The sequence below is a fragment of the Amycolatopsis endophytica genome (assembly GCF_013410405.1).
In the GTDB taxonomy this organism is placed as follows: Bacteria; Actinomycetota; Actinomycetes; order Mycobacteriales; family Pseudonocardiaceae; genus Amycolatopsis_E; species Amycolatopsis_E endophytica.
Genome location: NZ_JACCFK010000002.1, coordinates 1,504,412 through 1,517,264 on the forward strand (window position 1 = coordinate 1,504,412; position 12,853 = coordinate 1,517,264).

Below are 12,853 nucleotides of genomic sequence, written 5' to 3' on the forward strand. Positions count from 1 at the left end.
ACCACGATCCCCGACCCGTGCGTTTTCCGGACGACCCGGGACGGATCCCGGACCCAGCCCCGACCAGGTGCGACGTCTTCCTGGTTCTCCCCCATCTCCCCGTGGACGGTCCCGTGGCCGGGATCGAGCGGGCGCTGCGGCGCAGCGGCATGAGCGTGCTACGGGACGATGGCCGCGCGGATGACGAACTCATCAGCGACGGCATCGTGGACGCGCTGGCCGGAGCGCGCGTCCTGGTCGCCGTGCACTCCCGCTCCGGGCCGTTGACCGCGCCCCGACCGTGGGCCCTGATCACGCTGTTCCTGGCGGCGTCCCGAATCCGGGATCCCTACCGGCGGATCGTGGTCGTCACCGCGGAACCGGACCTCGCGCACCTGCTTCCCGCCGAGCTGCGGGACTGCGTCGTCCCGATGCCGGACGACGTGGCCGGGCTGGTGCGCGGCCGGTTCGCGGAGTCCGCATCCGATCCGGGCTCCTTCGCCGGGCGGCACCGGGCGTTGTGGTCCCTGCACCACGCGTTGCGCGGACCACGGCCGCCACTCGGTCACGCGCCGGTCGCGGTGCTGTGCGGGGTTCCCGGATCGGGCAAGACCGCGACGGCGCAGCGGTACGCGACGCTTTTCGCACCCGCCTTCCCCGGCGGCACCCTCCGGACCGGCCCGTTCGGTCACCAGGATCCGGCGGATTTCCTGCCCCAGTTCCACCTCGCGCTCGCCGACGCGTTGTCCCGGCGGTTCGGTGTGGACACCACCGGTCTCACGCTCGCCCGGCTGGGCAGACTCGCCGCGGACCGGATCGACGAGCCCACGCTCGTGCTCGTCGACGACGTTCCCGCCGGTCTGCCGCCCGCCGTGCTGGACCGGATCGTGCTCCCGTCGCCCCTGGTGTCGACCCTCGTGACCGCACGCCAGGCACAACCCCTGTGGGACACCGCCACGATCGAGCTGACCGGCCTGTCCACGGAGGACGGGTTGCGGCTCTTCGCCGGGGTCCGGGCGCCCGCCGACGACCACGAACGCGAGGCCGTGCGCCGCTTTGTCGAGCGTTGCGGCGGGCATCCCTTCGCCCTGCGAGCCAACGCGCTCATCGTCGGACGCCGCGCCGTCGCGCTCCGCGACGAGGTGCTGCGCGACCGGCCCGACTCGGCCCCGCAGGCGATCCGGGACGTCCTCGACGACCTGACACCGGTCGCGCGGCGAGTGGTCCGGCTGGGCACTGTTCTCGCGCCGGTTCCCTTCCCGGTGGCCTTCGCCGCCGAAGCGCTCGGGCTGCGCACGGCGGCGATCACCGCCGCGGGCACGGAACTCGTGCACTGCGGGCTCGCCCAGCCCGACGACGAGGAAATACGGCTGCACACCCTGGTTCTCGAAGTGGCCCGCAGCGCCTTTCCCCCGGCCCGGCCGCATCGCCACGTGACCGGGGCCGTCCTGCGATGGCTGCGGGACGGCCCCGGCCGGCATCGCGTCGCGCTGCTCCAGCACGCGAGAGCGCTCGCCGAACACACCATGGAGGCTCGCGCCGCGCTGCTCCGTCCCGTCGCCGCCGCGTGGTCCGCGCTCGGGGACGCGGCGGCCGCCGGAGAAGTGCGCGCGGCGATCCTGTCCGGCGACGCGCCCACCGCCGGTGACTACCTCGAAGCGGCACGCGTGGAGACGGAGTGCGCCCTGTACCCCCGAGCCGTGCGGCACGCCCTGCACGCGAGGACGATCGCCGACGACGGGGCCGGCCGGGACGAGGCCGCACTGGTGGCGGCCCAGGCGCTGGACCGCCAGGGGAACTACGCCGCGGCGGATGAGGCTTTCTGGCACACCGCACTCCGGTCGCCGCCCGGTGCACTCCACGCGGTGATCGCCCTCGCCCGGTCCCGGCGGATCCGCGGCCGGCCGGACCAGGCCCTGTCCCTGCTCGACGGAACCCGGCCGGACGACCTCACGGCGTCGCTGCAGCTCGAACGGGCGCGGAACCTGCAGCTGACCGGACAAGCCGACCTCGCGCGCGAAGCGGCCGCCGACGTGGTCCGCGCCTACCGCGAGCAGGGCCGTCGTCATCACCGGCGCTGCGCCGAAGCGGAGCTGGCGTGGGCCGACTCCGTGCTGGCGACGCGGACCGAAGGCGAGCTGAACCAGCTGATCGCGGCACCCCGGCCGGGGGATGACGCCGGAAGCGCGCTCACCCTGGCCGTGTCAGTGGTGCGCTGCCGTGTCCTCGTGGCATGGGGCCGCCCCCGCGAAGCGCTCGGCGTCCTGGCCGCCACCGAACGCACGCTGGTGCGCGTGCACGGCGACGGCCATCAGCTCGGCTACCGCATCCGGCACGCGATGGGCTCGGCGCACGCCCTGTTGCACGAGTTCGACCGCCAGGCGGAGATTCTGGAGGACGTGATCGGACCTCAGGCCCGTGACCTCGGGCTGCACCATCCGGAAACCCTCGAAAGCCGCCTCGATCTGGGGACGGCCCTGGCCCTGACCGGGGCACGTGACCGGGCGACCGGCATCGTCGAGCGGGCCGTCGCCGACCTGGAACGCACGTTCGGCGTCGACGAGGCGCTGCTGGGCAAGGCGAGCGCCGCGCAAGCCGCGCTGCGGTGACCCGATCAGGCTCCGGCCTCCGCGGGCCGCCACCGCACGCCGTAGGCGAATCCGGGCACCAGGTGGCGGAACTGCTCGTGCACCTCACCGGAGCTGTCCACCGTCAGCGCCGCGCCGCGGACGGCGGGGTCGCGGGCATCGTCCTGGAACGCCTTGTCCAGGCGCACGACCTCCTCCGGCACGGAGGCACCGAACCGGACGTGCAGATCGAACAGGTCACAGGGCTGACGCGGCACGCACACGTAGTGGGGGTGGCGCAGGCCCGCGCGGAACCGCAGCGCGATCTCGTGGCGGTCGTTGCGGTGCAGCGGGGCAGGCAGCCGCAGAGCGAGGCCGACCCGGTCGCTCGACTCCATGTGCCGCCCGGTCAGCACACCGCCATGGAACACGTCGACCCGCAGGTCGGTCTCCTCCAGCGGCCTGCTGTTCGACCCGGCCGAAGTCAGCGTCAGCGCCAGGTCCAGCTCGTCGATCTCGTCCGCGTCGACCACCACCCGCCGGAACTCGAACGCCTCCGGAACCGGCTGGTCCAGCGCCAGCGCCACGCGTAGCTCCTCGGTGTGCCAGCTCCGGCTGGGGCCGGCGGCCGCGGGCTTCGTGGTGGCCACCGCGTACTCGGCGAGCCGGTCGATGCCCTCGTCGATGCGGCGGCGCACCGTGCGGTCGTCGCGCTCCAGGGTCCGCGCCGCCCAGCTCACCCGTTCCCCGTAGAACGGGTGCTGCGCCTGCTCGTGCAGCCCGAACGCGGCCAGCAACGACATTCGCAGGTCGCCCGGCAGCGCCTCGATCAACGCGAGCAACCGGTCGGAAACCTTTCGCCGGACACCGGCCGCGTCGTCATCCGCGGAAATGGCGCACACCGCCTGCAATGCGGGCCCGACGCGTTCGGTGAGCTGCGCGACGGAAAGCCCTCTCCCCTTCCGCAGAATCTTCAGTTCGGCCACCACATCCGTCGTGCTCACGTCCACGCTTCCTCCCGCTGGTCCGGCGCCGGTTCCATCCTGGCCAGCGCGACGCGACCTGTCCAGTGGCTCACCGGAACCCGCACGGCGCGCATCCCGGTTTCCGTTTCCCAGCAAAGCCGGAAACGGGAAACTCCTTGTCCGGACATACCGCCGATCGCATTCTTGTGGAGCCGCCGGAATTCGCGGCGAACAAATCACCAGAACCACGGAATTCCCCGTGTTTTCGAGTGCTGCCCGTGGCATGTCGTCGGCAAGGAGACGGAAATGAAAGTCGAGTGCTCGTTTTCGCTGCTCCTGCGGCTGGCCTTCTGGCTGGCGGTGCCTGCCGTCGTGCTGGGCGTTCTGCTGGGCGCGTCGCTGGGACACCAGCCAGAAGCAGCACCCGGGGACGGGTCGGCGTCCGTGGTCCGCAGTGCCGGGGAGGAGGTGCCGCAATGCAGACCCACTTCGTCGAACTGATCGTGTCCCTGCTCACCATCGCGTTCGGCTGAGGCCGCGATGTGGCGTGCGAACCGGCTGTGCGCGCAGCTGCCGGCCGGGTCCGCGGACCCGGCCGGCCACCCGCCCGGACGCTTTCCCCGGCGACTCCGCCGGGCCATACTGATCGCCCGACGGGGGTGGAGCGTCATGACCGAGCAAGCGACCTTCGGGGCGGAACTCCGCCGCATCCGTCGCGCAGCCGGCGTTTCCCTCACCGGCCTCGCCGAGCGCGTGCACTACAGCAAGGGCTACCTCAGCAAGGTCGAAACCGGCCTGGCCGCACCGCATTCCGCGCTGGCCGCCCTGTGCGAGGCCGAACTGGACGCGCCAGGAGCCCTCACCCCACTGCTTCCGGGTACGACGGCGCGCCGCCGCACCCGTCCCGACGTCCGCCCCTCGGGCCTGCCTCCCGCCGTGAGCAACTTCACCGGCCGCGACGAGGAACTACGGCAGGTCCGGCTGGCGCTGGAGGCCGACGGCGGTGTCTGCGTGATCTCCGGCCTGGGCGGCGTCGGCAAGACCGAACTCGCGATCCGTTGCGCGCACCGGGTCGAGGCGTCGTTCCCCGACGGCTGTCTGTTCGTCGACCTGCACGGACTCGGGGGCAGCCCGGCGGATCCCGCGGCCGTCCACGACCGCCTGTTGCGGGCTCTCGGCGTACCTGCCGAGTCGGTCCCCGCCGATCCGGACGACCGCGCGGCCCTGTACCGCACGCGGATGCGGGGCCGCGGCTTCCTGCTCGTCCTGGACAACGCCGTGACCGCCACACAGGTGCGGCCGCTGCTCCCGGCCGAGCCGAACTGCCGGGTGCTGATCACCAGCCGGTCGCGCCTCGCCGCACTCGACGAGGCCGGGCACGTGTCACTGGACGTGCTGCCCGAGGCCGCCGCGGTGGAGCTGTTCACGTCCCTGTCCGGCACCAGCACCGGTGACGCGATCACGCGGATCGTCCGCCGCTGCGGACGTCTGCCGCTGGCCGTGCGCATCGCGGCGGCCCGGCTGCGCACCCATCCCACCTGGGACGCCGGTGAACTCGACCGGAGACTCGCCGCCGAGGGTGCCCGGCTCGGCGAACTCGACGACGGCGAGCGGAGCGTGCGCGCGGCGTTCGCGCTGTCGGCGGACCAGTTGCCCGCCTCGGAAGCGCGCCTGCTCGGTCTGCTGACGAGATATCCCGGAACGGACTTCGGCGTCCCGGCCGCGGCCGCGCTCGGCGGCCTGGGGACGCACGAGACCGACCGGCTGCTCGAACGACTCTACGACGGGCATCTGCTCACCCAGCCCTCCGCGGGACGCTACGCGTTCCACGACCTCGTGAAGTCCTTCGCGAGCGAGAAGATCCTCGACGCGCTCGCGCCGTCCGACCGGTCGGCGGCGTTCGGGCGCCTGCTCGACTTCGCCGTCCGGACGACGGAACTCGCCGACCGTCTCATCGCTCCACTGCGGTACCGGCCCGCCATCGAACCGGCCGTGGACGCTCCCGCGCCCCTGGATCTGGCCACCGAGCGCGAGGCGCTGGACTGGCTGCGGCTCGAATGGCCGAACCTCGTGGCACTGTGCCGCGCGGCGGGCGAGAACGGGCACCCCACGCGGTGCTGGCAACTTGCCTACCTGCTGCGCACCTTCTACTTCCTGGCGAAGTTGTGGGACGCGTGGTGCGACACGCACCGGTGGGCACGCTCGGCGGCCGAGGCGGACGGCGACCGCTGGGCACTGGCCGTCACCACGGCGAACCTCGGTGTCGGGCTGATCGACCGTGGTGACATCGAGGCGGCATCGGTCTGCTACCGGGAAGCGCTTGCCCGCTACCGGGAGATCGGCGACGAACACGGGGAAAGCACGGTTCTCGCGCACCAGGGATGGGCCCGGCACTACCTCGGCGACCACGCGGGAGCGCTGGCGGATCTGCGTGAGGCACTCGGGTTTTACGAACGGGCGGACAACGTGCGCAACGCCGCGATCACCCGTCGTGGCATCGCACTGGTGCTGACCACTGCCGGACGGCCGGGCGAAGCCGCGGCGATCGCCGAAGCCACCCTGGAGGTGTTCGACGGGCTGGGTCTGCGGTTCGACGCGGTGATGTCGCTGAACTGCCTCGGCTGGGCGCGCTTCCACAGCGGGGAGTACGAGCGGGCCGCGGACGCCTACCGGGAAGCCCTCCGGCGCGCCGAGTCCTGCGGAAGCCCGCACGAAGCGGCACGTGCCCATACGGGTCTGGGCAACATCGCCCACGCCACCGGCGACCGGGAGGAGGCTGCCGTGGCGTGGGACCTCGCCGACGAAACCCATCCGGACCTCGATCCCCGGATCGTCGGTGAAGCGGCGGCACGGCCGCGCCGAGGATGATCGGCTGACACGACAGAAAGAAGGGGTGCGGCGCGTGGTGCGCCGCACCCCTTTTCGCCGGGGGATGGCGGATCTAGTCGGACGCCACGGCGGCGGCCTGGTCCTGTTTGGCCTGCCTGCGGGCCTTCGCCGCGAGGATGGCCGGGTTGATCTTACCGGGTTCGGCGGGTTTGCGCGGCTCGGCGACCTTCGGGGTGTCCGGGCTTTCCGCCTGCTCGGGCACCTTGGCGGCCGGGGGTTCCTCGTCCGGAGCGTCCTTATCGGACTCATCGGACTCAACGGACTCGGTGTGCTCGGCGGTCTCGGTGTCCACTGTATCTGCTGCGTCTTCGGTATCTTGGGTGTCTTCGATGTCTGTCGTGTCTTCCGCGGCCGCGGGTCCGAGCGCCAGCACGGTCCTGGGCGCGTGCAGCTCGGGTGTGCGCGCCGCGTGCACGCAGGCCCCGTCGACGATCTCGCCGATCTCGAGCAGCTGTTCGAGCACGGTCTGCCGGGCCGTGCGCAGGCGCGCGACCTCCTCCTCGGCCCGGCGGATCATCTCGCGAGCCTCGGAATCCGCGCGCCGGGCGAGTTCGTCGCGCTGGCGCCGGGCTTCGTCGGCCTGGTTCTCGTAGGCTTTGCGGATCTCCGCGGCGTCCTGTTCGGCCTGGTCGCGGATCTCCTTGGCCTCGTGCTCGGCCTGGGCGATGATCCGCTCGACCCGGGCGCCGATGTTGCCCGAGCCGACGACCTGGAGCGGAACCGAGGCGTCACCGCCCACTTCGGACAGCCGTTGTTCCTTCTCCTCCAGCTCGCTCGCCAGGTGCCCGGCCCGCGCCCGGAGCCTGCGGATGTAGGCGTCGACCTCCCGCCGGTCGTAACCGCGCAGAGCCGTCGAGAACTCGACCTCGCGCTCGGTCAGGATGTCGTTGCCACCACTGTTGACCATTGCCCGAGTCTCGGCCGCCCCGGCGGACACTGCAATCGGCCACTCCCCGTTCGGCTGAACCTCAGGGACGCACGAGCACCTTCAACGCGGTCCGGTCCGCCATCGCACGGTAGCCGTCCGGGACCTCGTCCAGTCCGATCGTGCGATCGAACACCCGGCCGGGCTCCACCGTTCCGTCGAGAACGTCGGGAAGCAACTCCTCGATGTAAGCGCGAGCCGGGGCCACACCACCCGTAAGGCTGACATTGCGCAGGAACATCGAGGGCCCGATCGGGCCGTCCAGGTACTGCGGGACCCCGACCCGGCTGACCGCGCCACCGTCGCGCACCACACCGAACGCCGTCTCCAGCGCCTGCTTCGTGCCGACGCACTCCAGCACGACAGGTGTACCGTCGCCGCTGGTCACCTCGCGCGCCCGCGAAACACCCTCCTCGCCGCGTTCGGCGATCACGTCGGTGGCCCCGAAGTCACGGCCGAGGCCGGTGCGCTCGGTGTGCCGTCCCATCAGCAGGATCCGCTCGGCCCCCAGCCTCCGTGCGGCCAGCACCGCGCACAGCCCGACGGCCCCGTCCCCGATCACGGTCACCGAGGCGCCCAGCCCGGTCCCGGCCGACACCGCCGCGTGGTGCCCGGTCGGGAACACGTCGGACAACGTGAGCAGCGACGGCAACAGAGCCGAATCCTCCCCGACGGGCAGTTTCACCAGCGTGCCCTGCGCCTGCGGCACCCGGACGGCTTCGCCCTGGCCGCCGTCCACGCCGCGGGCACCCCAGCCACCGCCGTGCCGGCAGGACGTGTGAAGGCCCTCCCGGCAGAAGTCGCACGTGTTGTCCGCCCACACGAACGGGGCCACCACCACGTCACCGGGCGCGAGGCCGGACACCTCCGAACCGGTCTCCTCGACGACGCCGAGGAACTCGTGCCCGATGCGCCGTCCGTCCTCGGCCGGCTCCATCGAGCCGTACGGCCACAGGTCACTGCCGCAGATGCACGAACGCAGGACACGCACGAGCGCATCCGTCGGCTCGTGCAGCGCCGGATCGGGAACGTGCTCGACCCGCACGTCCCCGGCACCGTAGATCAACGTCGCTCGCATGGGTCTCCTCCCGGATACGTCCCCCGTTCCCGGAAGTACCCGTTCGGCGCGGTTGTCCCCGCAATCCCACCCGGATGTGGTCGGTACTGCCCGCAGAGCTTCCGCTCGAACACCAGTGACGCCACACCCGATCCTGCACACAAGATTGTTGACAATTTTGGCCGCAAAAAGCATGCTGGGTGGAGTATGACCGAGGGAGGAGCTGGCATGGACAAAGTGATCGTCACCGACCCGCCCCGCGCGAACGGCGACGAGGTCACGGAGCTGGCGAAGTTCGGTGTCGCGACCGTGCACGAGGCGCTGGGCCGCACCGGACTGCTCGGCCCCGACCTGCGGCCGATCCAGGACGGCGCCCGCATCGGCGGCACCGCGGTCACCGCGCTGTGCTGGCCGGGCGACAACCTGATGATCCACGCCGCGGTCGAACAGTGCCGCCCCGGCGACATCCTGGTCGTCACCACGACCTCGCCGTCGCGCGATGGCCTGTTCGGTGAGCTGTTCGCCACGGGGCTGCAGCACCGCGGGGTACGCGGCCTGGTGATCAACACCGGGGTGCGGGACGTCGCGGATCTGCGGACGATGGACTTCCCGGTGTGGTCGGCCGCGGTGAGCGCGCAGGGCACCGTCAAGGCCACCGCGGGCGCGGTCAACGTGCCGGTCGTCATCGGCGGCCAGACCATCCGGCCCGGCGACGCGATCCTGGCCGACGACGACGGCGCGATGGTCGTGCCGCGCGCCTCCGTCGCCGAGGGGATCCGCGCGGCGAAAGCCCGCGAGGACAAGGAAGAAGCGACCCGGCAGGCGTTCCGCCAGGGTGAGCTGGGGCTGGACCGCTACGGTCTGCGCGACAAGCTGACCGAACTCGGCGTGCGGTACGTGACCGCCGAGGAGTACGACAAGCTGGAGCGCGAATGAGCGACGGCATCCGCTGCATGCTCCTGCGCGGCGGCACCTCGAAGGGCGCCTACTTCCTGGCCGAAGACCTGCCCTCGGATCCCGCCGAACGCGACGACCTGTTGCTGCGCGTCATGGGCACGCCCGATGCGCGTCAGATCGACGGACTGGGCGGCGCGCAACCGGTCACCAGCAAGGTCGCGATCGTCTCCCCCGCCGGTGGCGGCGACTCCGACGTGGACTACCTGTTCCTGCAGATCGGGGTCGAGGAGGCGACCGTCTCGGACCGGCAGACCTGCGGCAACCTGCTCGCCGGTGTCGGGCAGTTCGCCGTCGAGCGCGGTCTGGTGCCCGCGGGCCCGGAGTCCACGAGCGTGCGCGTGAAGATGGTCAACACCGGCTCGATCGCGGTGTCGACCTTCGCCACGCCCGGTGGTGTGGTCCGCTACGACGGCGGCACCGCGATTTCCGGCGTGCCGGGCACCGCGGGCACGGTCGAGCTGGAGTTCACCGGGACCGAGGGGTCGGTGTGCGGGAGCCTGCTGCCGACCGGCAACGTGGTCGACGAGATCGACGGCGTTCCGGTGACCTGTGTGGACAACGGCATGCCCGTCGTCGTGGCACGCGCGGCCGATTTCGGCCTCACCGGGTACGAGCCGGTGGGCGAGCTGGCCGGGAACCGTGAGCTGGCCGAAAAGATCCAGTCGTTGCGTCTGAAGGCCGGGAAGCTGATGGGGCTCGGCGATGTCAGCGCGGCGTCCGTGCCGAAGACGACACTGGTGGCCGCGCCGCGTGAGGGCGGCGCGATCAGCACGCGCACGTTCATCCCGCTGAAACCGCACCCGTCGATCGGCGTGCTGGGCGCGGTGAGCGTGGTGACCGCGCTGATGCTGGACGGCGCCGCCGGTCACGAGCTGTTCGCCGCGCCCGCGCCCGGTGAGCCGGTCGGGGTGGAGCACCCGACGGGCGCGCTCGAGGTCGGTGTCGACCTCGGCCCCGGTCCGCGCGTGTTGCGCTCGACCATCATCCGCACCGCGCGGAAGTTGTTCGACGGCACCACTTTCCCCCGCCCCTGAGAACCTGGGAGGCACCGATGCCCGCCCCCTCTCCCCGGCACGAGATCGCCCACCTCGGCCACGTCGAACTGCGCACGCCGGAGCCGGAGAAGAGCCTGGACTTCTTCGTGAACGTGCTGGGCCTGACCGAGAACGGCTCGCAGGGTGATTCCGTCTACCTGCGCACCTGGGACGACTACGAGCACCACAGCGTCAAGCTCACCGCCGCGAAGACCTCCGGCGTGGGCCGCACGGCGATGCGCGCGTCCAGCGAGGCGGCCCTCAAGCGGCGGGCGGCCGCCATCGAGGAGCGCGGGCTGGGCATCGGCTGGGTCGACGGGGACACCGGGATCGGGCCGACGTACCTGTTCCGCGATCCGGACGGGCACGAGATGGAGATCTACTGGGAGACCGAGCGGTACGCCCCGCCCGACCACCTGCGGCCGTCGTTGAAGAACCAGGCCCAGGCGTACCCCGCGCGGGGTGTCTGCGTGCGGCGCCTGGACCACGTCAACTACCTGGCCCAGGACGCGGCGTCGAACGGCGGTTTCGTCTGCGACGCCCTCGGTGGCCGGGTGACGGAGCAGATCCAGCTCGACACCGGCGTGATTTCCGGGCAGTGGACGAACTTCGCGCAGAAATCCTACGATCTGGTCTACACCAACGACTGGACACGCAACTCCGGGCGCCTGCACCACATCGCGTTCGCCACCGACACCCGCGAGGACATCCTGCGCGCGGCGGACATCGCGCTGGACAAGGGTGTGTTCATCGAAACGGGCCCGCACAAGCACGCTATCCAGCAGACGTTCTTCCTCTACGTGTACGAGCCCGGCGGTAACCGGATCGAGCTGTGCAACCCGACGGCGCGGCTGATCTTCGCGCCGGACTGGGAACCGGTCACCTGGACCGAGGCCGAGCGCGCCAGGGGCCAGGCGTGGGGCCTCAAGACCATCGAATCGTTCCACACGCACGGCACGCCGCCGGCGCGGAGCTGAGGTTCACCACAGCCGTCCACGCGGGATCTCGTCCAGCTCCGGCGACGACAGGTGGAGCACCTGGTAGCGCCCTGGCCCTTCATCCGCCCACAGCACGAACCGCACGAGTTCCCAGTGGTGCGGGTCGAAGGCCAGGGCCGCCGTGTGCACATCGTCCCGCCGCGCGAGTTCCGCGAGTTCCGCCACGGCGTCACCGAGTTCCGTGAACGGCGTCGTCTCACGGCTCGCCGCACGGGCGTGACCCGCCGGGCCGCGTTCGGTGGCGATGCCCGTCCAGTGCCGGACCGGGGGCCGCCCGAAGTCGTCGACGATGCCGTGGAAACCGCCGCCACCGACCAGGAACCGGCCCATGCCGCCGGTGTCGCGCCACAGGTAGAACGGCGCATACTGGTTGACCGGTGACCCCGCCACTCCGCGTTCCCGGATCAGGTAAGCCTTGAGCCCGAGCCCCGGAAACTCGTCCAGGAGATGCCCGCGCGTGGCCACGCGGTGCCGGATGATGCTCATGTCGTAGTCGGCGGGCAAGGTCACTTCATACTGCATCGCATACACCGGTTCAGACCTCCGGATACTCGTCGCGAACCTGCTCACCCCAGTACGCGGCGTGCCCGTCCTCATCGGTTTCCTGCAACGTCACGTGCGTCATGCCCGTGCCGGGTGCCGCGCCGTGCCAGTGCCACTCCCCCGGCCCGGTCCACACCGAGTCCCCTTCCCGGATCTTCTCGGCTGGTTCGCCGCGCCGCTGGATCAGCCCCTCGCCCTCGGTGACGTAGATCAGCTGCCCGTGCGGATGCCGATGCCAGGCCGTGCGGGCGCCCGGTTCGAAGCGCACGTGGAAGACCGTCAGGCGAGTGGGCGGACCGGGGACGGCGGTGATCTCTGCGGTCCCGGTGAACCAGGCGGCGGGCGCGTCGAGGCGGGTGGCTTGGGAAATCTCCATGACCGTACTGTACATACTAGTTGGTACAGCGCCAAGTGCGATGCTCTGGGCGAGCACCAGCGTGCTGTCGCAACCCCCGAAGCCGGGTGGTCATCCCGTCGCCCGCCCGTCCAGCGAGGACGCTCTTGATCTTTGACCCACGCCGCCTTCGGCTGACGGGGAAGCGCCTCCGGCGCTGGCCGCTGGGCACGCCGTCGCTCAGTAGTCGGTCACCTCAGGTTCCGACCGCCCCCGCCCCTCCGCTTTGGAGGGTTTCGGTCGCCGACCAACGGCGGCTTTTGAGGAGGGACGGGGGAGATCTGGGGCGTTCGGTTTCGGCTTGCGTTGCCGGGTGGCGTTCCGGAAGGGCCAACACGGCAGCGGGAACGGCCAACACGCTGCCCGGAAGGGCCAACACGCCGACGGGAGCGGCCAACACGGGTGTGTTGGCCGCTCCGAGCGCCGTGTTGGCCGCTCCGGGCGCCGTGTTGGCCGCTCCGGGCGGTGTGTTGGCCGCTCCGGGCGGTGTGTTGGCGCTCGGGGAGGTGGGTTCTCGGCTTGCGGTGCGGGCGGGCCGCGTCTTC

Annotated in this window: 11 protein-coding genes; 6 read left to right on the forward strand and 5 right to left on the reverse strand. The window is 71.4% G+C overall.

Going from position 1 to position 12,853, the window contains the following annotated elements:
- Positions 1-101 precede the first annotated feature (101 nt).
- Positions 102-2,588: a tetratricopeptide repeat protein gene (locus tag HNR02_RS32730; protein ID WP_179777463.1), complete on the forward strand. Its 2,487-nt coding sequence runs from the start codon at positions 102-104 to the stop codon at positions 2,586-2,588.
- A 5-nt stretch (positions 2,589-2,593) separates the two neighbouring features.
- Here HNR02_RS32730 and HNR02_RS32735 read toward each other — a convergent pair whose 3' ends face one another.
- Positions 2,594-3,550 (reverse strand): hypothetical protein, encoded by a 957-nt coding sequence (locus tag HNR02_RS32735; RefSeq protein WP_312861260.1) that lies wholly within the window; start codon positions 3,548-3,550, stop codon positions 2,594-2,596.
- Positions 3,551-3,817: 267 nt separating this feature from the next.
- Between HNR02_RS32735 and HNR02_RS32740 the strand changes: the two genes are divergently transcribed.
- Both HNR02_RS32740 and HNR02_RS32745 read left to right on the forward strand, forming a co-directional pair.
- Positions 3,818-4,012 carry a hypothetical protein gene (locus HNR02_RS32740; protein WP_179777465.1) on the forward strand — a complete coding sequence of 65 codons (195 nt, stop codon included), beginning with the start codon at positions 3,818-3,820 and terminating at the stop codon, positions 4,010-4,012.
- A gap of 168 nt (positions 4,013-4,180) precedes the next feature.
- A complete protein-coding gene (locus HNR02_RS32745; protein ID WP_179777466.1) occupies positions 4,181-6,379 on the forward strand; it encodes an ATP-binding protein in 2,199 nt (732 codons plus the stop codon).
- Positions 6,380-6,452: 73 nt separating this feature from the next.
- Here HNR02_RS32745 and HNR02_RS32750 read toward each other — a convergent pair whose 3' ends face one another.
- Positions 6,453-7,307 (reverse strand): DivIVA domain-containing protein, encoded by an 855-nt coding sequence (locus HNR02_RS32750; protein WP_179777467.1) that lies wholly within the window; start codon positions 7,305-7,307, stop codon positions 6,453-6,455.
- A 61-nt stretch (positions 7,308-7,368) separates the two neighbouring features.
- Positions 7,369-8,403 (reverse strand): zinc-dependent alcohol dehydrogenase family protein, encoded by a 1,035-nt coding sequence (locus tag HNR02_RS32755; RefSeq protein WP_179777468.1) that lies wholly within the window; start codon positions 8,401-8,403, stop codon positions 7,369-7,371.
- A 207-nt stretch (positions 8,404-8,610) separates the two neighbouring features.
- On the opposite strand from HNR02_RS32755, the gene HNR02_RS32760 reads away from it, so the two are divergent.
- The 3 genes from HNR02_RS32760 to HNR02_RS32770 are packed head-to-tail and all read left to right on the forward strand — an operon-like array spanning position 8,611 to position 11,350.
- Positions 8,611-9,318 (forward strand): 4-carboxy-4-hydroxy-2-oxoadipate aldolase/oxaloacetate decarboxylase, encoded by a 708-nt coding sequence (locus HNR02_RS32760; RefSeq protein ID WP_179777469.1) that lies wholly within the window; start codon positions 8,611-8,613, stop codon positions 9,316-9,318.
- Entirely contained in the window at positions 9,315-10,373 is a 1,059-nt protein-coding gene (locus tag HNR02_RS32765; protein WP_179777470.1) for a 4-oxalomesaconate tautomerase, read from the forward strand. The genes HNR02_RS32760 and HNR02_RS32765 overlap by 4 nt, the downstream gene beginning before the upstream one ends.
- A gap of 17 nt (positions 10,374-10,390) precedes the next feature.
- Positions 10,391-11,350, forward strand: coding sequence for a catechol 2,3-dioxygenase (locus tag HNR02_RS32770; RefSeq protein ID WP_179777471.1), 960 nt, complete (start codon positions 10,391-10,393; stop codon positions 11,348-11,350).
- 3 nt (positions 11,351-11,353) lie between these two features.
- Here HNR02_RS32770 and HNR02_RS32775 read toward each other — a convergent pair whose 3' ends face one another.
- Both HNR02_RS32775 and HNR02_RS32780 read right to left on the reverse strand, forming a co-directional pair.
- A complete protein-coding gene (locus HNR02_RS32775; protein ID WP_218914357.1) occupies positions 11,354-11,893 on the reverse strand; it encodes a DUF4865 family protein in 540 nt (179 codons plus the stop codon).
- Between the two features lie 13 nt (positions 11,894-11,906).
- Positions 11,907-12,290, reverse strand: a complete 384-nt coding sequence (locus HNR02_RS32780) for a (R)-mandelonitrile lyase (RefSeq protein WP_179777473.1) — start codon at positions 12,288-12,290, stop codon at positions 11,907-11,909.
- Positions 12,291-12,853 lie beyond the last annotated feature (563 nt).